We start from the raw sequence: 19,688 nt of genomic DNA, 5'->3' as shown, positions 1-19,688 counted from the left end.
TTGGAACGAGCAGCTAAATGAACGGTTCACGATCGACACTTCCCCGTCCCGGCGACAGATCGTCCCTCGATGCGCTCAATCGCACCATCGAAGGTCTCGAAGCGCGGCTCGAAGGACTGCTGCAGCCTCGCGACCCGAGACGTCAGGCCGCACCTGCATGGTCGGAGGCTCGTAGCGAGCCTGTCGCTCCCCCGGCGGCAAGGACACCGGCACCGGTCGATCCGCTACAGGAAATCCGCGACCGCCAGCGCATGCTCGCGGGATACCGCGAACGGCCGGCCGGTTCGCACGTGGAAACCGTCACCCCTCCTTCAATGCCTCGCCCGCGGCTGGAGCCGCGCCGGCCGGCACAGGCACATGTTGCCCAGGCCCAGACCGAGCCTTCGCTGCGCGACATCGCAGAGGCACTGGTCGGACTTCGCCAGGAACTCAAGCACGACATCGCCGAAGGCGTTGCCCGCGAGATGGACGCACTGCGCACCGACGTAAGCGGCATCCGTTCTGCCGCCCAGGGCCAGCCCATCGACCAAGACCTACGCTCGGAGCTGTCGCGACTGGCCGACAGCATCAACGTGCTGGGCCAGCGTGGCGGTCCGGCCACGGACGCGTTGCGAGCCGAATACGAGGAACTGCATGCCGTCATCGACGGCCTCGCCCGGGAAGAAAGCATCCAACGCCTCGACACCCGGTGGCAGGGTCTGGAAGAGCGGATCGTCGAGCTCGATACGCATGACCTGCGTGAAGAACTCGTCGGCCTTGCCTACCGCATCGACGACATCAAGAGCCAGCTCGGCTCCATGAGCGACAGCCCCACGATCCGGGCGCTGGAGCAGAAGCTGCTGACGGTCGCAACCGCCATGGAGCAGCTCGGAACGAGAATGCAGCCAAACGATTCGGCTCTGAACAGCCAGTTTGCCCTTCTGGACGATCGGCTGGACGAGATCAGCCGCGCCATCGCGGCCAGCGGCCGCGCCGCATCCGCATCGACCACCGATCACACCCTTCAGCGCCTCGAGAACCGCCTGGGCTCGCTTGCCCAGCAGATCGACACGATGGCGAGCGGAACGAACGGCGGCCACACAAGCATACTGTCGGAACGGATCGAGGCGCTGTCCGAGCGCATCGATCAGCTTTCGGAAGAGCAGGTTTCTCTGCGGCTGGAAGAACGGCTGGACCAGCTGTCGCACATGCTGTCGAAGACGTCGAAGCCGCACGACCTGACCGAATATCTCGCCGATATCTCCGACAAGATCGATCGGCTGGGTCATGGCGCCGTCAACGAGTCGCTCCTGGAGCGACTCGACCAGCTTGCCCACCGCATCGAAGCGATCGGCTATCAGGATCCGCCGCAGCCCGCCGTCGACCTGTCTGCATTCGACCGGATCGAAGACCGGTTGAGTGGGATTGCCGCGAGGCTGGACGAAACGGCGCGCGCGCCATCCGGCGACAGCGTCGCCTTGAGAGACCTCGAATCACAGATCGCCCACCTGTCGACGCTGATCAGCCAGCCGTCGTCCATTTCCGCCGCGTATCCTGCAGCGCGCGAGATGGAAGATCGGATGGCCGCGATCGAGACCCACATGACCACGAACGACGAGTACGTTCTGGAGGCTGCGCGGCAGGCAGCCGAGGCCGTGCTGGAGAGCTTTGCGCGGCAAGGCAACGGATCGGGCGGGGCAGGCGCACCGTCTGTGGACATGGCAGCGGTGACTGCGCTTGCGGAAGATCTCCGTCACATCGAGGAACTGACCCGCAACACGGAAGAGCGTTCCCAGCACACGCTGAACGCCCTGCACCGCACGCTCGTGCAGATCGCCGACCGTCTCGACACGATGGAGGACCGGATCGCCGGGCCGATGTTGCATGCACCGGTACAGCAGGCCGCCCCAGCGTGGCAACAGGCGCCGGAGAGGCACAACAACCCGGCTTTTGCATCTGCTTTGGCACCCGCCGCCGAGGTGGAAAACCTTCATCACGACCTGATGGATTCGCTTGCAAACGGCACCTCGCATGCCGGCACACCTGCCACATCCGAACCTGTCTTCGGCACCAAGGGCATTGCCTCAACGTCCGAGACCATCGATGCCCATGGCGATGTGCAGGGCGATCTACATGGCGAGCTGCGTGGCGACGACACGATGGTCGCTCCGGAAGAACCGGTATCCGGCATGGCACGGACCGAGAAGAACGCTCCGAAGGGCGGGCTCCTCAGCCAGATATCCAGACGCCTGCGGCCCGGACAGAAGATTGTGGCGTCGAAGCCTGGGCGAACGGTCGTCGATCCGGCTCCGCCGCTCGCGCCCATGGACATGCTGCCGCCGGAACAGGAAAACGAGCCGCTGGAACCGGGCTCGGGAGCTCCGGACGTACGGAAAATCCTTGAGCGCGTGCGTGCAAGCCAGGCTGCGGCAGGCACCGGCAACACACAGGCAAAGGATTCCGACCAGGCAGACTACATCGCGGCGGCACGCCGTGCCGCCAAGGCGGCGGCCTTAGAAACGGACCCGGCGCTTGGCGCCAACGCCGCAAGGGCAAAGAAAGCAGACGCCGGCAAGACAGATGCAAAGACGTCGTCCGGCAGCGCATTCGCGAAGCACCGGCGGCCGATCCTGATGGCGGTCGGCGCTGTGCTGCTCGTCCTGATGACGCTGCCGCTGGTCAAGACGCTGACATCCGGCGAAGAGGCTCCGCAGCCTCCGGCAATCAGCGAGGCACCAGTTGTCGAAGACAGCAATGCTGTCGCGCAACCCGCCGCCGCCGCCGTTGCTTCCGCACAGCCGCAATCGGCACCTCTCGCCCCTCTCGCCCCTCTCCCCAGGGAACTGACCGATGGCACCCCGCCATTGGAACCCGCGATGAGCGAAGCGGCACCACAGCCGACCCCCGATGTTGCAGCGTCCGCTCCTCAGACGGCAGCGCCGCCGATCGTTGTCCCGGCATCGCTCAGCCCGAAATCGCTGGCGGATGCCGCCGAAGCCGGCGACCCGGTGGCACTGTTCGAGATCGGCGCGCGCTACACCGAAGGTCGTGGCGTGGCGCCCGACCTTTCCGAGGCCGCAAACTGGTACAAGCTGGCAGCCGACCGCGGGTTCGCCCCCGCACAGTACCGCGTCGCCAATCTGTTCGAGAAGGGCACGGGCGTTACCCGCGACATCGAGAAGGCGCTCAGCTACTATCGCCAGTCTGCGGAAGCCGGCAATGCCAGCGCCATGCACAACCTCGCCGTGCTCCACGCTTCCGGTGCCAATGGCGAGCCGAATTATGCGGAAGCGGTCGAGTGGTTCAAAAAGGCGGCCGAACACGGCGTCTCGGACAGCCAGTTCAACCTCGCTATCCTTTATGCACGCGGCAACGGCGTTCCCCAGGACCTGGGCGAATCCTACAAGTGGTTTGCAATCGCGGCGAAGGGTGGCGACCAGGATGCCAGCGAAAAGCGCGACGATGTGGCGAACGCCATGCGCAAGGAGCCGCTGGATGCAGCCCGCGCGGCAGCCAACAGCTGGAAACCGAAGCCCCTGAACCCCGACGCCAACGAAGTGACCGTCCCGGACGAATGGGCCAACGGCAAGCCCCTGACGACCGCCTCGGTCGACATGGAGAAGGCTGTCCTGAACATCCAGGCAATCCTGAACAAGAACGGGTTCGACGCCGGCACTCCGGATGGAAAGATTGGCCAGAAGACAGTCGGCGCCATCAAGGCGTTCCAGTCCTCGGTCGGCCAGGAGCCTGACGGCCGGATCAACGAAGCCCTGGTAGCGGAGCTCTTGAAGCGCAACACGTGACGCACGGACGACCACCGTATCACCGGTGTTAATCACGCTGTCACAAAATCGGAAAAATGCCCGTGTAATCGGGGCTTGCGAGTTGACTCACCCCCGTTGCCAGCGCATGACGGGACACCATCAGGGCCGCTCTTCCGAGCGGACCAACATCCCAGCGCTGACGCGGAGGGTTTCATCCGCATGGCGAAACCGCCCCGTCGGGCGGTGCTACGTGTTTGAGGTTCCGCCGTGACTGTTTATCTGCCGATAGCAGAGCTTTCGGTGAACATCTTCATCATTCTGGGGATGGGTGCAGCCGTCGGCTTTCTGTCGGGCATGTTCGGCGTGGGCGGCGGCTTCCTGATCACGCCGCTCCTGATCTTCTACAACATCCCACCCGTGGTGGCGGTTGCCACCGGCGCCAACCAGGTTGTGGCCTCTTCGATCTCCGGAGCCATCAGCCATTTCCGGCGCGGCACCCTGGACATGAAGCTGGGGACCGTGCTGCTTGCCGGCGGCCTGGCCGGCGCCACGGTCGGCATATGGATCTTCTCCTGGTTGAGACGGCTCGGGCAGCTGGACCTGTTTGTTTCGCTTCTCTACGTCGTCCTGCTCGGCATCGTCGGCAGCCTGATGCTTAACGAGAGCGTCCGGGCGCTGAGGCGCTCCGCCCGCAACGAACCGCCTATCACGAAGCGGCCGGGCCAGCACATCTGGGTCCACCGGCTGCCCTTCAAGATGCGGTTCAAGAAGTCGAAGATCTACCTCAGCGCCGTTCCGGTCGTTGTGCTCGGCTTTGCCATCGGCATCCTGACCTCGATCATGGGCGTCGGCGGCGGCTTCATCATGGTGCCGGCCATGATCTACCTTCTGCGCATCCCGACCAACGTGGTCGTCGGGACGTCGCTCTTCCAGATCATCTTCGTGACAGCCTACACAACGATGGTACAGGCCGCGACCAACTATTCGGTCGATATCGTGCTCGCCAGCATCCTGATGGTCGCCGGCGTTATCGGCGCGCAGTACGGCGTGCGCGTCGGGCAGAAGCTGCGCGGCGAACAGCTGCGCGCACTCCTGGCGCTGCTGGTGCTGGCGGTCGGCATCCGACTGGCCATCGCGCTCGTGATCAAGCCGGAAGAACTCTATTCCGTCGCGGTGGGGGCTTTTGCAAACTGATGCTGCGCCTTGCCCCACTTGTCATCGCCGCCTTCCTTGCCATCGTCTCGCCGACGAGCGCACAGGTTCCGTTCGGCGAAGCCTCGACCGTCAAGGAAGGGCTGGAGATCGGCACCTCGACGAGCGAAATCGCCATCACCTCCGATTTCCGCGGCGCGGATCTCACGGTGTTCGGGGCGCTTACCAATGCCGACGAACTGTTCCTGGCAATCGGCCAGTACGACGTCATCGTCACGCTTGAGGGGCCGAGAGACTACGCGACCGTGCGGCGCAAGGAGCGCGTGCTCGGCATCTGGATGAACACCAATTCGATGACCTTCGAACTGGTGCCGGAGTCCTATTCCCTGGCCAGCACGCGCGAGATCGACACGATCGACGAGGAGCCCTCGCTCAACAGCATCGGCGTCGGCATCAACCATCTGGCGCTGACCCCGACCGGCTATATCGGCAATGCCGTCGACCTGTCGGACTTCCGCGACGCCTACAGGCGGCTCAAGCTGGCGAGCGGCCTTTACCAGCGCGACACCAGCGGCGTGCGCTTCGTCTCGTCAAGCCTGTTCAGGGCCTCGCTGCGGCTGCCGGCAAACATTCCAGACGGCGTGCACACGGTGCGGGCCTATCTGTTCAAGGGCCGCGAGCTGATCCACGAGCGGGAACTGCCGCTGAGGGTGGTCAAGACCGGCCTCGAGCAGGCCATTACCGACACAGCCCATAACAGGCCGATTACCTATGGTTTTCTCTGCGTCATGATCGCCGTCATCACCGGCTGGGGCGCCAGCCTCATCTTCCGGAAGGATTGACGGGCCGAACCTATAGTGTGGGAAAGGCCGGTTGCGACCAGCCCGGCCTTTCCCTACAGCGCCCTGGACCAAAAACGTGACCCAAGGACGCTGAACCACTTCCAAGTCTGCGCATCGTGCTTCCCGAAGACCTGTTCCGGCTTTCGGGTCGATGCGTTGGCGTTACATTGCCGGAAGAACGGCGATGTCGCGGATGTCGCCATCGACGCCGGTGATATCGGCTGTCCTCGTGGCCTTGCCGGTTTCGAGATCCACGGTGTGGAGCGCCTTGCCTGCGACGAGCCAGGCGGTATTCTCGCCGTCCACCGTCGTCTGGATGTCAAAGGCATAGGTGGCGGGCATTCCCTCACCGCCGAGCTTGCCGATAGCCTTCAGCGTGCCGTCGTTCGGCTTGGTCTGCTGGATCAGCCCGCCGATCGTCGCGTCGATGTTGTACATCGCCGTCTTTTCCGGCTGGCCGTAGGAGTTGATGTAGGCGGCGGCCACGATATTCGGTTCCTCACCCTTGTGCATGTCGCCCTCCTCGAAAGCGAGGCTGCCATCGACCGTCACTGCGCCGGTCTCGGGGTGGACGCGGTGGTTGGTCGTACCGGTCATGTAGCGAAGCCGGTCGGCCGTCGGGTTGAAATCGACAACGACCGGTGCGTCACCGATCGTCAGCGGCCTGTCCATCTTGGCGACTTCAGTCGCCGCACCGGTTTTCATGTCGATCGTGACGATGACGCTGTCGGCGGTCACGCCGACGAGCATATTGTTCGCCGGTCGAAGATCGATGCCGACGAGGCTTTCGACGCCGGTGACGTCCATGCTCTGCGAGACTTCCGGCTTGTCGGTATCGAACAGGACCAGCGTCCTGTCGCCGACAAGGCCGACAACAGGCGCCGCAGATGCGGCGACCGACGTTGCGGCAAGGATGGTCGAGGCGATGAGGACTGTGCGAATGTTCATCATGTCTTTTCTCCCGTGTCGATGATCGTTTCAGAGGCCTGCCCGAGCACTCGGTCTCGAACCCCTCATGGAAAAGACCCTCGGGACATCGCATTTGGATGCAGGGGGCGAAAAAATAATCTCGGCTGCATCCCATCGGCCTGCCGATGTGTATTACTGGCATGGAAACAGGAATGACCTGCAGGAGACCGGGCTTGAGCTTGGCACAGATGCCATCGGACGACCTTGCGACATCGCTTGCCGCCTGCGCCCGCGGCGACCGCAAAGGGCTGGAGCGGATCTTCGACACAGAAGCCGGCCGCCTGATCGCTGTCGCTGAACGGATCCTTCGTCGCCGGGATCTCGCCGAGGAGGTTGTGCAGGAGGCTTTCATCCGTATCTGGAAGAACGCCCACCAGTACGCGCCGGATCGCGGATCGGCCCGCGGCTGGATCTATACGATCGTGCGCAACAAGGCGCTGAACGTGCTGCGCGATGGACGACGCGAAGACCTGGTGGAGGACGGGAAGCTCGAGGCGCTGCAGGAGAGCGACCAACTGGAAGACGTTCTCGGCGCCTTGAACCGGCTCGACCAGAACAGCAGGCTGCGCGACTGCCTGGCCAGTCTCGATGAAAGAAAGCGCCGCGGCATCCTGCTCGCCTATGTCGGCGGCTATACGCACGGGGAGATTGCCGGGCGACTGCGCCTGCCGCTCGGGACGACAAAATCGTGGATCCGCAGAGGTCTTTCCGCACTTCGGGAGTGCATGTCATGATCTTCGATCCCACCCATATCGACGAGATCGCCGACGAATACGTGCTGGGCCTGCTGGATCAATCCGACCAGACCGCCGTCGAGACCGAGATGGAGCACAATGCCGTTCTTCGGAATGCCGTTGCCGCAAGCCGGGAGCGATTCCTGCCGCTCGACGCGACGGTCGAACCGGCGTCGGTGCCGGCCGGCCTATGGAGCCGGATCGAAGCCGGGCTTGGAGATGCCGAACCCGCGGTGCCGCTCGGCGGTGCCACACTCGCTCCGGAAGCCATCTATCCGTCCGCAGCAAACGAAAATCGCCGCTACGGCTGGAAAGCAACGGCGATTGCATCCATGGCTGCTTCTCTCCTGCTTGCGATTGCCTTGACATGGAGCCTGGGCCGTCAGGCGGAACCGATCGTCATCGCGGTACTCCTCGATGAGCGAGGCGACGTGCAGGCCGTGGTCGAGGATTTCGGCAACGACAATGCGCGGATTCGCCTGCTCGCCGACCTGACCGTGCCGGACGACAAGGCGATCGAGGTCTGGACACTGCCATCGCGTGACATGGGTCCCGTATCGCTTGGACTTCTTGAGGGGGCCAGTTCGCGTGTCCTGCGGGCGCCGCCGCTGCCGAAGCCGCAAGACGCGCAGCTCTACGAAATCACGCTGGAGCAGGCGGGCGGTTCGCCGACCGGCCGCCCCACGGGACCGATCCTCGCCAAGGGCTTTGCGAAGATGCCGCGCTGACCTATTTGACGCAAATCAAGGTGGCAGGATCGTAAACCGCTGATTGTCCTTCGGACGAAAAGGGAGACACGCATGTACAAGCATATCCTTATCCCCACCGACGGCTCGGCGCTTTCCACGGCGGCGCTCGAAAGCGCGCTGGATTTTGCCCACGAGATCGGCGCGGAGGCGACCGTCCTTGTGGTGATGGAACCTATGCACGTCATGACGCTCAATCCGGCCGGGCTGGAAATCGCCTACGCGGAATACGACCGCCAGAACAACAAGGCGGCTGACGATATCCTGGCGCAGGCGGACAACGCGGCGAAGCAGCGGTCAGTGACCTGCAAGACGATAAAACTTTCAAACAGCGACGCGGCCCACACCATCATCGCAACGGCCGAAAGCCAAAATTGCGATCTGATCGTCATGGCCTCGCACGGACGATCCGGTTTCAAGGCCTTCATGCTGGGCAGCGTCACGATGAAGGTGCTGGCAAATTCCAAGACGCCGGTACTGATATACCGCTAGAGCCCCGAGCGGACGCCGCGCGGCACCTGAGTGCCGCGACGGCATTTCTATCTCGTCAGCCGAGCAGGCTATCGTAACGGACGGAATAGATGCGGTCGCGCCCGAGCAGGTGCGCGACAAGTGCGGTGCGGTCAAAGATGCCGTGCATTGCCTTGTGGTTGAGATCGAGGCCGCCGGCCAGAACGCCGAAGGCCGGCATGAGAAGGCGGGTGCCGTCTGTCGCGAAGCAGGGACGGCGGACGTATTTCGCGCGCCGACGGACGGTGGCCGAGGGATGCAGGTGGCCCGCAATCTCGCCCCTGGCCCTATCCTGGCTTGAAATCAGACTGGGTTCATGACGGAAAACGAGACCCGCATGGACGAATTCGTCCGTGCAGACGCCGGGAAGATCGGTGGTTCCATCGGGGTCATGGTTGCCGTTGATCCAGATCCAGTCGCGGCCGCGCGCCATGCTGCCTATCATCGCCCGGAGGTCTGCGGGCAGGTACTGCGAACCCTTGCGGTCATGGAAATTGTCGCCCAGCGATACGACCACCTTCGGATCGTAGCGGCTGATGACGGCGGCAAGAATATTGAGGGTGGCGATCGTATCGTAGGGTGGCAGCATCATGCCCCGGCGGGCGAAGGCGGCGCCCTTTTCCAGATGCAGGTCGGAAACGACCAGCGTGCCGCTTTCCGGCAGATAGAGCCCGCCGAGCGGATCGCAGACGGCGGCAACGCCGTGGACGAGGATTTCCTCCGTGCCGGCGGCCTGTCCTGGTACGATGGTGCGGGCGGCGAGCCCAAGGCGATGCGTCACGTGTCTCGTCTTTCCCGTCGATTATTTCCGTCATCCCGGCCTTGAGCCGGGATCCAGCAGCGTCGCGTCCGCGGCGCGAAGAGCCTTTTCACACGACAGACGTCGCGTGACTGGATCCCTGTGACAAGCGCAGGATTGACGGAGGAGAGGTTTCCCATAGCAACTCCGCCAGTGAACTCACCCCATCGCCTCCGCGATCAACTCGTCCGCCGCCTCGGCAAGCACCGCATCCTGCGCCTCGCCCGGAACGCTTTCCCTGCCGATCTCTAGCATGATCGGAACGGCAAGCGGCGACACATGGTCGAGATCGCGGTGGGTGATATGCCCCTTGATTCTCGCCAGCATATCGCCAAGCCTACCGATGTCCAAAAGACCCGATGCCGCATCCCGTCGCGTTGCCTCGAGCAGGATATGGTCCGGCTCGTGGCTGCGCAGAACGTCGTAGATCAGATCGGTGGAGACCGTGACCTGCCGGCCGGTCTTCTCCTTTCCCGGATGGCGCCGCTCGATCAATCCGGAAATCACGGCGCAATTGCGGAACGTGCGCTTCAGCATGTAACTTTCATCGAGCCAGGCCTCCAGGTCATCGCCCAGCATGTCTTCGTCGAAGAGGTCGGAAAGGCTTAGACGCCCATCGTCGATCATGCCGCCGATATCGTTGAGTGCCCACACGGCCAGCGAATAGTCCGTCGCAACGAAGCCGAGCGGCCGGGCACCGGCACGTTCCATCCGGCGCGTGAGCAACATCCCGAGCGTCTGGTGCGCGAGCCTGCCCTCGAAGCAGTAGGCGACCATGAAAAAGCGCTGACCGCGTGGAAAGGTCTCGATCAAAAGCTCGTCCTTGCGGGGCAGCATCGAGCGCTCGCGCTGAATTTCGAGCCAGTCGCGCACCTGATCGGGCAGCGCCTGCCATCGATGGGGATCGGCAAGCATGGCGCGCACCTGGTCTGCAAGGTAGGTGGTGAGCGGGAACTTGCCGCCGGCATAGGCCGGGATCTTCGGGTCCATGGAAAACGCATTGGAGACCAGGCATTCGTTCTCGCGGATGCCCTCGAAGCGCAGGACCTTTCCGGCGAACAGGAACGTGTCGCCCTGCACCAGCTGTTCGAGAAAATACTCCTCGACCTTGCCGAGTGACATGCCCCCTCTTCCGACCGTACCCTTCGTGTTCCGTTTCACCAACCGGACATTGAGCTCCGCCGCCTCGACGATGGTGCCGAGGTTGAGGCGATACTGCTGGGCCACCTGCGGGTTCGAAACACGCCAGCGCCCCTCCTGCGTCTTCCTGATCTTGGCGTAACGCTCGTAGGAGCGCAGCGCATAACCGCCGGTCGCAACGAAATCGACGGCGCGCTCGAACATGTCCCAGGAGAGGTCTGCATAGGGAGAGGCGCTGGTGATCTCGTCGTAGAGTCCCAGCGGATCGAAGGGCTCGGCGCAGGCCATTCCAAGAATATGCTGGGCAAGCACATCGAGCGCCCCCTCGCCCACCGGCGGCGTGTCCTGCGCGCCGAGATAATTCGCATCGAGCGCCGCCTGGCATTCCATGACCTCGAAACGGTTCGCGGGAACGAGGATGGCCTTGGACGGTTCGTCCATCCGGTGGTTCGATCGACCGATCCGTTGCGCCAGACGCGATGCACCCTTCGGCGCACCGACATGGACGACGAGATCGACGTCGCCCCAGTCCAGACCTAGATCGAGCGTCGATGTGGCGACGACGGCGCGCAGGCGATTGTCGGCCATCGCAGCTTCCACCTTGCGGCGCTGGCCGACATCGAGCGAGCCGTGGTGCAGCGCGATCGGCAGATTGTCGTCGTTGATCGTCCAGAGTTCCTGGAAGAGAAGCTCGGCCTGGAACCGGGTGTTGACGAAGATCAGCGTCGTCTTGTGTCGCTTGATCTCCTCGTAGACTTCCGGGATGGCGTAGGTCGAGACATGGCCCGACCAGGGAATGCGCTTGTCCGTATCGAGTATGGTGATCTCGGGCGCGGCTCCGCCCTGGACGTGCACGAGGCCGGCCTCCGGGGCCGGTTCTTCCCCCTCCTTGCTGCCCTGGGGAACGAGCCAGCGTTGCAGATCCGACGGATCGGCGACAGTGGCCGACAGGCCGATCGTCTGCATATGCGGCGCGTGCTTGCGGAGGCGGGCAAGGCCGAGCGAGAGGAGGTGGCCCCGCTTGGAGGTGACCAGTGAATGCAGCTCATCGAGGACCACGTATTTCAGGTCCCTGAAGAAACGCTCCGCCTCCTTGTTGGCAAGCAGGAGCGCGACCTGTTCCGGCGTCGTCAGCAGGATATCCGGCGGGGTAAGCTTCTGGCGCCGGCGCTTGGCCTGCGGCGTGTCGCCCGTGCGATTTTCTATCGTCACGGCCAAGCCCATTTCGGAGACCGGCTTCATCAGGTTTCGCTCGATATCGACGGCGAGCGCCTTGAGCGGCGAGATGTAGAGCGTGTGGATGCCGGTGAAGGCCGAGCCCGGCGGGATCTTGCCCCGGCGCGTCAGATCCGTCAGCGACGGCAGGAAACCGGCGAGTGTCTTGCCGGCACCTGTCGGGGCGATCAGCAGCATGTTTTCGCCTGATGTCGAGCGCGCCAGCAGTTCGAGCTGATGGGCGCGCGGCTGCCAGCCCTTCTCGGCGAACCATTTCAGGAATGGCCGGGGCAGCAGCACGGCATCGCGGCCGGAGGATTGGGGTTCGACGAGATCCACGCCGATAAGGTAAGCGCTGGACGCGGAAAAAGAAGGGCTCGGGTGCCACGGGCCGGCGCTTCACCCCGGCACACGCGCAAAGATCAGACGTTCTCTAGGGGCGGATAGCGGGCACGTTCGCCGTTCCGGCCGGAGACCCGTTCTTCTGCCGATCCGCCTCGCCCTGCCACCTGACCGCTTCGCGCGCTTCGATGCGGGCCTGCTTGCGATAGCGTCCTTGGGTCCACCAGGTGACAGCCGAGCCGATGACCATTCCAAGGATCAGTGCCAGTATCAGGAAGAGAAAGAACGGCGCGGTCAGTGACAGCACGCCGTCCTGCGGACGGAACGGATTGAGCGCCAGGGTGACGCTCTGGCGGTTGGCGACGGAGAGCACGATCAGCAGTATGCCGAGCGGCACGAACACCAACAGATTTACGATCTTCTTGAACCTTGTCATATGTCTCCGCCTTTTCTCAGCATGTGGGGCTACGCGCCCCGCCGAGGCAGGATAGGCGCCTTGCGTCGCCTTTCAAGGGCATGGGCGACGGATGGGAAGCGCGTCAATCCGCTTCGTCAGCCATGCCGGGATTGAGGCGCTCGCGCAGTTCCTTGCCGGTCTTGAAGAACGGCACCCACTTCTCCTCCACGAACACCGACTCGCCGGTGCGCGGGTTGCGTCCCGACCGCGACGGGCGGTTCTTGACGGAGAATGCACCGAAACCGCGCAGCTCGACGCGATTGCCACCTGCCAACGCATCGGTGATCTCGTCGAGCACGGCATTCACGATGTTCTCGACATCGCGGTGGTAGAGGTGCGGATTGCGTGCCGCCACGATCTGGACCAGTTCCGACTTAATCACGTTTGCCCCCTGAAAAAGCTAGATTTTCACTTGTCGCCAACCTGCCAAACCGAGACAAGACCGTCAAGAAACAACTTCTCGCCCACCCACGGGCGCAGCGACGTCGATCCCAGCATCTCGCTCAGGCCTGTCAGGCGGAAAAATTCAACCATCGCGCTTGCGAACCAGAAGGACGAGCCATTGTCCTTGTCCTTCCACTCGACCATGGGCAGGTCCTCTCTGATACCCTTGCCGTCGAGATAGGCGCGGATTTCGTCATCGCCACCCAGCGTATCGACGAGCTTGGCCTCGAGCGCCTGCCGTCCGGTGAAGATCGCGCCGTTTGCCAGACGCAGCGCCTCCTCGCGGGGAAGTTTTCGCCGCTCAGCCACCAGATCGACGAACCAGTCGTAGCTATCCATGATCATCGACTGGATCATGGCGCGCGCCTCTTCGCTCGGCGGATGGAACGGCGACGGCTCGGCCTTCAGCGGCGACGACTTGATCTCCTCGAGCGAAACGCCGAGCTTGTCCATCATCTCGGCGACCTGCGGATACTGGAAAATCACGCCGATGGAACCGGTAATGGAGCTCTCGCCAGCCACGATCGTGTCGCCAGCCGCGGCGATCATATAGCCCGCCGATGCGGCCAGTGTCCGTATGTCGGAAACGACAGGCTTCTTTTCCGCAACGTTGCGGATCGCCTTGAAAATCTGCTCTCCGCCATAGGTCGTCCCGCCCGGCGATGAAATCGAAACCACCAGCGCCTTGACGCTGTCGTTCTCGGCGATCTGGTCCAGGCGCTCGAGAAGCTCGGTGTCGTCCTGGATCATGCCGGAAATCTTGACATGCGCGACATGCGGCGCCGCACGTCCTCCCCCATCACCGCCGAGCCGATAGAGAGTAAACCCGAGGCCGACGATGACGATGAGAGCGAAGACCCGCCAGAAGCTCAGCTTTCGGCGCAGCCTCCGGCGATCTGCGATTGCCAATTGGTCCATGGAAGTCCCTTGTTGCCGGTGCGGATGATAGGCGGAGAACACCTATTGCGCCACGGCTATCACGATTTTATGTTAGCCATTATTGTTTGTTGATACATAAAAACCATATTGCGTGGAAATACGGAAGTCACGCGACGCGCTGCGACGTTGGAGCGATCTAGCGCGAAATAGGGAAATAGCCAGCTTATGCTGCAAAGACTGCTGAGATCACCGGTGCCAGCCCTTGCGGGCGCAGTGGATGGCAATGCCTATCAGGCAGCGCTCATTCATTCTGCGCGTGTCCGCAAGCTGCGGGTCTGGCTGCCGATCAGCGCAGGCATCATATCCCTGGCCTTCATCGCCGTATCGGTGGCGCGGGCCTACCTGCCCGAAAACCTTTCGATAGAAAATGCCCGCATCGAGAACGGCAAGATCGTGATGGAGCGCCCTGCGATCGCCGGGAGAAACGACGACGGCATCAGCTATTCGATGACGGCGCTGCGAGCGTTGCAGGACATCGCGAACCCCAACATGATCACGCTCGAGAACGTCAAGGCCGCCGTGCCGCTCAACGAGAACACGATTGCGCGCGTCGTTGCCAAGGAAGGCATTTTCGACCGCGGAACCGACGGCATGCAGATGACGGCGCCGTTCGACGTCAATCTCAGCAATGGCATCACCGCGAAGTTCCAGTCGGCCCGACTCGACGTCGTCGGAGGCACGCTGGACACGGAAGATCCGGTCGTCATCAATACCGAGCAAGCGTCTGTTGTTGCACAGTCCCTCAAGATAACGGATAAGGGTCGAACCATTACCTTTGCTGGGCAGGTTCGGGTCAACATCGAAGCTGCGGCAATCCGCAACAAGGGCAGTTAGAGCCGGCCATCATGACCCTTCGTCAACACGCAAAGATCTCATCCACCCTGATCGCGGCCGGGCTCCTTTCCCTGGCGGCGGCATCTCCCCTGTTCGCCCAGGCCACGACAAGCCAGATGGACGGGCTCAAGCTTTCGAACGACGAGCCCATCCAGATCGAAAGCGATCAGCTGGAGATCAAGGAACAGGAGAAAACTGCCTATTTCACGGGCAACGTGAAAGTGGTGCAGGGAACCACGACCATGCGGGCCGGCAAGATGACCGTGCTCTACACGGGCGAAGGATCCTCGATGACGTCGGGAGACGCCGATATCGACAAGATCTTCCTGGACGACAAGGTTTTGCTGAACTCAGGCACCCAGCAGGCGACCGCCGAGAAGGGCGAGTTCGACATGCCGTCGCAGACATTCACCCTTTCCGGCGAGCAGGTCGTGCTGTCCGAAGGAGCGAACGTCTTCAAGGGCTGCAAGCTGACTGTCTACATGAACACCGGGGAAGCCAAGCTCGACGCCTGCGGCGGTCGGGTCGAGATTCTGCTCGATCCGAAATCGCGACAGCAGAAGCAGTGAAAACGGCCGCATTGTGAAATTACCTTTTCTATCCAGGCTTGCGCCCAAGGCACCCCGCGCCCACGAACCCTTCACGGCGAAGGACAAGGCTCGCTACGAGGGAACGCTGGTCGCCCATGGTCTGTCCAAGACCTATGATACGCGGCGCGTCGTCAACGGCGTGTCTCTGGTTGTCCGACGTGGCGAAGCGGTGGGATTGCTTGGGCCGAACGGCGCGGGCAAGACGACCTGTTTCTACATGATCACGGGCCTTGTGCCGGTCGATGAGGGCATGATCGCCATCAACGGCAACGAGGTAACCGGAATGCCGATGTATCGGCGCGCGCGCCTGGGCGTCGGCTACCTGCCGCAGGAAGCATCCATTTTCCGCGGCCTCACCGTGGAACAGAACATCCGCGCAGTTCTGGAAGTCCACGAGCCGATCAAAGCCAAGCGCGAGCAGAAGCTTGATGAACTGCTCGAGGAATTCCACATCAGCCATCTGCGCAAATCTGCAGCGGTTGCACTCTCCGGCGGCGAACGGCGCCGGCTGGAAATTGCCCGGGCACTCGCAACCGATCCGGCCTTCATGCTGCTCGACGAGCCGTTCGCAGGCGTCGATCCCATTTCGGTCTCGGACATCCAGAACCTCGTCCGCCACCTGACGGCCCGCGGGATCGGCGTTCTGATCACCGATCACAATGTTCGCGAAACGCTTGGCCTGATCGACCGGGCCTACATCATCCACGCGGGCGAAGTGCTGACGCACGGGCGCGCGGACGACATCGTCAACAATCCCGATGTCCGTCGCCTCTATCTGGGCGACAAATTTACTCTCTAGACGCAAAAAGCTCCCGCCCTCATACGAGAGCTTGACCGAACCTCTCAAAAAAGCAATTTTCGGGCCAAGTTGACGTCCTCGCCGGAAGAGGCGTCGATCGGTAGGGAGTTTGCGTGCGCATGGCCTTGTCCGCCAGTCTCTTTCTGCGCCAGAGCCAATCGCTGGTGATGACACCGCAACTGATGCAATCCATCCAGTTGCTGCAGATGACGCATCTCGAATTGAACCATTTCATCGCTCAGGAAATCGAAAAGAACCCCCTGCTCGAACTCTCCTCGTCCGAGACCCATGACGGCACGGACAGCGACGCGTCCCATCAAGACAGAGATCAGATGGGAGACCCGTCGCAGGATGGCCAGGGTGACACTCCGGCATCCGAGGCGGATGACTGGTACGAACGGCAGCCGCACACCACCGCGGAGCGGCTTGGCGAACTAGACGCAGGCTACGAAAACGTCTTTCCCGATGACAGGGAGCCTGCCAAGGCCGATGCGCCGGAACTGCTCGGCCAATGGAAGTCCATGCCCGGCGCCGAAGCCGGCGACGACTACGATCTCGAGGATTTCGTCGCGAGCCAAGTGACGCTACGCGACCATCTCATACAGCAGATACCGTTCCTGCTCCGTAGCGCTGCGGACCGGCTGGTTGCGCAGCACCTGATCGATTGCGTCGACGAGGCCGGCTATTTCGCCGGAGAGATCGAGGACATCTCCGAGCGACTTGGACGCCAGCCCCGACAGGTGGAAGAGATCCTGCGCGCACTGCAATCGCTCGATCCGCCCGGCGTCATGGCGCGATCCCTTCGCGAATGCCTCGCAATACAACTACGGCAGCAGGACAGGTTCGATCCCGCCATGGAGGCGCTCATCGACAATCTGGACCTTCTCGCACGGCGTGATTTCGTGTCACTTCGCCGCCTGTGCGGCATTAGTGACGAGGACCTGCTCGACATGCTCGCAGAAATCCGTGGGCTGAACCCCAAGCCCGGCAGCGGCTTCGAGCGCAGCGCCTGTGAAACGATCTCCCCGGACGTCGTGGTTCGCGCTGCGGCCAATGGAGACTGGGCGGTGGAACTGAACCCGGACACGCTGCCGCGCGTCCTCGTCAACCGCGAGTATTTCCAGACCGTCTCGAAATCCTGCGGCAAGCAGAAGGAAGACCAGCTCTTCCTGACCGAGTGCATGCAGAACGCGAACTGGCTGACCCGCAGCCTCGACCAGCGAGCGAAGACAATCATGAAGGTCGCGACGGAGATCGTGCGCCAGCAGGGCGCCTTCCTCACGCATGGTGTCTCCCACCTGCGCCCGCTCAACCTCAAGACCGTTGCCGACGCGATCAAGATGCACGAGTCCACCGTCAGCCGTGTAACGTCGAACAAATACATGCTGACGCCGCGCGGGCTTTTCGAGCTGAAATACTTCTTCTCGGTGTCGATCGGATCAGCTGACGAGGGCGGCGACAGTCATTCCGCAGAAGCGGTGCGTCATCGCATCCGTGCGCTGATTGCGCAGGAAACCCCGGAGGCGGTTCTTTCGGACGACGATATCGTGGTCAGCCTGAAGAATGGCGGGGTCGATCTTGCAAGGCGCACCGTTGCCAAATATCGCGAGGCCATGAACATCCCCTCTTCCGTCCAGCGACGGCGGGAGAAGCGCGCAAGGGCCAAGCTGGCAGGGGTCTAAGCGTCTATCGAACCACGATGTAACGGTCCGAGCGATGGTTGATCGCAAGGAAGATGTTCAGGACCACGGCGCCCAGGATGGACCAGCCGACGATCGTCGGTGAAACGACGGCGAAAGCGCAGACCATCACGCAGAAATCGAAGGCAAGCTGGACGAGCCCCGCCTGCACTCCGAAGCGATCCTGAATGTAGATCGCCAGAATACCGACCCCGCCCAGGCTTGCCCTGTGCCGGTAAAGCGCCAGCAGGCCATAACCCAGCAGCAACCCGCCGAGCAGCGCTGCCCAGAACGGATGCAGGTATTCGATCAGCAGGAATTGCTGTTCGACTTCGGTGACGACCGAGGTGAGCGCGATTGCGATGAAGGTCTTGAGGGAGAAGGCCCAGCCAAGCCGGCGGAACGAAAGGTAATAGAACGGCAGATTGACGATGAAGAAGAGGACACCGAACGAGACGCCGGACGCATAATGGAGGAGAAACGCTACGCCGGCGGTACCACCGGTCAACAGTCCGACATGGTTGAGGAAATAGAAGCCAAGCCCGGCAATGAGGGCACCTGTCACCAGCCCCTGCGTATCCTCAAGCAGAGTGTGCCGCGACGGATCTACACTGTAAAAACCCAAGCTACGTCTTTGGGTCTGCTTCTGCTGCTCCACGGATGCCTCTGATGTTTTCCGAGATATTGCGCTGCAATAGAGCGTTCCTCAATACCCTTCAACTGGCGGCGTCTCAGTACTTGGAAAACGCAAGAATACGATCGGTCAACGCGGTTTTTGCGACAGAAACAGCATGCCATGCACCGGGTTTCCACGGTCAAGGCGAATATCGGTGTGGCGGACTTCCAGCATTTGCAGCCCGTGCCGCTGCAGCATGTCGACAATGTAGGGCTCGGAATGAGCATAGCGCAGGGTGTCACGCAGCACGAAGCCCTCAGCTTCGCCTGCGTCCTCGACCGAAAAGGCGAAGAAGCCTCCCGGCACCAGAAGTTCCGAGACCAGAGGGAAGACCGTCTCCAGCGACCCGAGATACATCAGCACATCGGCCGCGGCGACCAGATCGGCTCTATGCCGCGACAAATGGCCGGCGAAGAGCCCCGCCTCTTCCTCGCCGAGGCTGAGGTCCGACTGACCCAAGTGATCGTAGAAGCCTTTCTGCTCGGCCTTCGACAGCATGTTGGCCGAGAGATCGAAGCCTTCCAGCTGCTCCGTGACGTCGCGGATTTCAGACCCCAGAAGGCCGGTGCCGCAGCCGAGATCGACCGTGAGGCGAAAGGGAGCAACACCCGCCACAAGCGCCGCAAGCTTGCCGGGAACGCTATAGTCAAGCTTCTCGACCAGAGCCGTATCGAAGCGCTCGGCATATTCGTCGAACAGGCTTTCGACATAGCGGCTGGGGGGCTGATCGGGAACCTCTTCCGCACCCAGAAGAGCAAGCTTCAGGCGGGAACCGAAGACGTCGCCCGGGTCCAGTTGCAGCGCAGAACGAAATGCATCGACGGCTCCTTCCCGCGCTTCAGCTTTTTCCCGGAATTCGCCGAGCCGGAACCATCCCGCCGCCCAACCGGGCGACAATTCCAGCGCCTGCTCCATCAGCTCGACGGATGCGGCCAGATCACCGCTCTCCGCCAGCATACGCGCGTAATCGGCGCGACGATCCGCGATGGCATCACCGGATGAGAATTGTCTGGGAGGCATAGGTTGTCCTGATGGGGTGGAAGTTCTTGGCCGAAGCCACAAAAAAACTCAAGTTCTA

Annotated in this window: 18 protein-coding genes; 10 read left to right on the top strand and 8 right to left on the bottom strand. The window is 62.4% G+C overall.

What is annotated here, in order from left to right; translation table 11 throughout:
* The first annotated feature begins 17 nt into the window (after nt 1-17).
* The 3 genes from LH464_RS08645 (at nt 18) to LH464_RS08635 (ending at nt 5,737) form a co-directional block, all read left to right on the top strand.
* Nucleotides 18-3,782, top strand: coding sequence for a peptidoglycan-binding protein (locus LH464_RS08645; protein WP_226785979.1), 3,765 nt, complete (start codon nt 18-20; stop codon nt 3,780-3,782).
* Between the two features lie 228 nt (nt 3,783-4,010).
* The gene (locus LH464_RS08640; RefSeq protein WP_226785978.1) at nt 4,011-4,937 is read left to right on the top strand and encodes a sulfite exporter TauE/SafE family protein; all 927 of its coding nucleotides are present in this window, start codon (nt 4,011-4,013) and stop codon (nt 4,935-4,937) included.
* 2 nt (nt 4,938-4,939) lie between these two features.
* On the top strand, nt 4,940-5,737 hold the full coding sequence (locus LH464_RS08635; RefSeq protein ID WP_390624955.1) for a TIGR02186 family protein: 798 nt from the start codon (nt 4,940-4,942) through the stop codon (nt 5,735-5,737).
* A 162-nt stretch (nt 5,738-5,899) separates the two neighbouring features.
* Here LH464_RS08635 and LH464_RS08630 read toward each other — a convergent pair whose 3' ends face one another.
* On the bottom strand, nt 5,900-6,688 hold the full coding sequence (locus tag LH464_RS08630) for a DUF4394 domain-containing protein (protein WP_226785976.1): 789 nt from the start codon (nt 6,686-6,688) through the stop codon (nt 5,900-5,902).
* A gap of 206 nt (nt 6,689-6,894) precedes the next feature.
* On the opposite strand from LH464_RS08630, the gene LH464_RS08625 reads away from it, so the two are divergent.
* The 3 genes from LH464_RS08625 (at nt 6,895) to LH464_RS08615 (ending at nt 8,678) form a co-directional block, all read left to right on the top strand.
* Nucleotides 6,895-7,440 (top strand): sigma-70 family RNA polymerase sigma factor, encoded by a 546-nt coding sequence (locus tag LH464_RS08625; RefSeq protein ID WP_226786128.1) that lies wholly within the window; start codon nt 6,895-6,897, stop codon nt 7,438-7,440.
* Nucleotides 7,437-8,168, top strand: coding sequence for an anti-sigma factor (locus tag LH464_RS08620; protein ID WP_226785975.1), 732 nt, complete (start codon nt 7,437-7,439; stop codon nt 8,166-8,168). The genes LH464_RS08625 and LH464_RS08620 overlap by 4 nt, the downstream gene beginning before the upstream one ends.
* Nucleotides 8,169-8,240: 72 nt before the next feature.
* Nucleotides 8,241-8,678, top strand: a complete 438-nt coding sequence (locus LH464_RS08615; protein ID WP_226785974.1) for a universal stress protein — start codon at nt 8,241-8,243, stop codon at nt 8,676-8,678.
* Between the two features lie 55 nt (nt 8,679-8,733).
* Here the strand turns inward: LH464_RS08615 and pdeM are convergent, their stop codons facing one another.
* From pdeM to sppA, 5 genes are all read right to left on the bottom strand, one after another.
* A complete protein-coding gene (pdeM, locus tag LH464_RS08610) occupies nt 8,734-9,477 on the bottom strand; it encodes a ligase-associated DNA damage response endonuclease PdeM (RefSeq protein WP_390624950.1) in 744 nt (247 codons plus the stop codon).
* A gap of 177 nt (nt 9,478-9,654) precedes the next feature.
* Nucleotides 9,655-12,189, bottom strand: a complete 2,535-nt coding sequence (locus LH464_RS08605; RefSeq protein WP_226785973.1) for a ligase-associated DNA damage response DEXH box helicase — start codon at nt 12,187-12,189, stop codon at nt 9,655-9,657.
* A gap of 94 nt (nt 12,190-12,283) precedes the next feature.
* Nucleotides 12,284-12,628 carry a DUF1049 domain-containing protein gene (locus LH464_RS08600; RefSeq protein ID WP_226785972.1) on the bottom strand — a complete coding sequence of 115 codons (345 nt, stop codon included), beginning with the start codon at nt 12,626-12,628 and terminating at the stop codon, nt 12,284-12,286.
* Nucleotides 12,629-12,731: 103 nt separating this feature from the next.
* Entirely contained in the window at nt 12,732-13,031 is a 300-nt protein-coding gene (locus LH464_RS08595) for an integration host factor subunit beta (protein WP_226785971.1), read from the bottom strand.
* A gap of 26 nt (nt 13,032-13,057) precedes the next feature.
* Nucleotides 13,058-14,011: a signal peptide peptidase SppA gene (gene sppA / locus LH464_RS08590; RefSeq protein ID WP_226785970.1), complete on the bottom strand. Its 954-nt coding sequence runs from the start codon at nt 14,009-14,011 to the stop codon at nt 13,058-13,060.
* A 186-nt stretch (nt 14,012-14,197) separates the two neighbouring features.
* Here sppA and lptC point away from each other — a divergent pair, with 186 nt between their 5' ends.
* From lptC to rpoN, 4 genes are all read left to right on the top strand, one after another.
* Nucleotides 14,198-14,866 carry an LPS export ABC transporter periplasmic protein LptC gene (gene lptC / locus LH464_RS08585; protein WP_226785969.1) on the top strand — a complete coding sequence of 223 codons (669 nt, stop codon included), beginning with the start codon at nt 14,198-14,200 and terminating at the stop codon, nt 14,864-14,866.
* Nucleotides 14,867-14,877: 11 nt separating this feature from the next.
* A complete protein-coding gene (locus LH464_RS08580; protein WP_226785968.1) occupies nt 14,878-15,435 on the top strand; it encodes an LptA/OstA family protein in 558 nt (185 codons plus the stop codon).
* Between the two features lie 13 nt (nt 15,436-15,448).
* Nucleotides 15,449-16,255 carry an LPS export ABC transporter ATP-binding protein gene (gene lptB, locus LH464_RS08575; RefSeq protein WP_390624949.1) on the top strand — a complete coding sequence of 269 codons (807 nt, stop codon included), beginning with the start codon at nt 15,449-15,451 and terminating at the stop codon, nt 16,253-16,255.
* A gap of 119 nt (nt 16,256-16,374) precedes the next feature.
* Nucleotides 16,375-17,937: an RNA polymerase factor sigma-54 gene (rpoN, locus tag LH464_RS08570; RefSeq protein ID WP_226785967.1), complete on the top strand. Its 1,563-nt coding sequence runs from the start codon at nt 16,375-16,377 to the stop codon at nt 17,935-17,937.
* Between the two features lie 4 nt (nt 17,938-17,941).
* On the opposite strand, the gene LH464_RS08565 is transcribed toward rpoN, so the two are convergent.
* Together LH464_RS08565 and LH464_RS08560 are read right to left on the bottom strand one after the other, a co-directional pair.
* Nucleotides 17,942-18,592: a YitT family protein gene (locus LH464_RS08565; RefSeq protein ID WP_226785966.1), complete on the bottom strand. Its 651-nt coding sequence runs from the start codon at nt 18,590-18,592 to the stop codon at nt 17,942-17,944.
* Nucleotides 18,593-18,697: 105 nt separating this feature from the next.
* Nucleotides 18,698-19,630 carry a class I SAM-dependent DNA methyltransferase gene (locus LH464_RS08560; protein WP_226785965.1) on the bottom strand — a complete coding sequence of 311 codons (933 nt, stop codon included), beginning with the start codon at nt 19,628-19,630 and terminating at the stop codon, nt 18,698-18,700.
* Between the last annotated feature and the right edge of the window lie 58 nt (nt 19,631-19,688).

The organism is Pseudorhizobium xiangyangii (assembly GCF_020531965.1).
In the GTDB taxonomy this organism is placed as follows: Bacteria; Pseudomonadota; Alphaproteobacteria; order Rhizobiales; family Rhizobiaceae; genus Neorhizobium; species Neorhizobium xiangyangii.
This window is presented reverse-complemented; position numbering and strand designations above follow the sequence as displayed.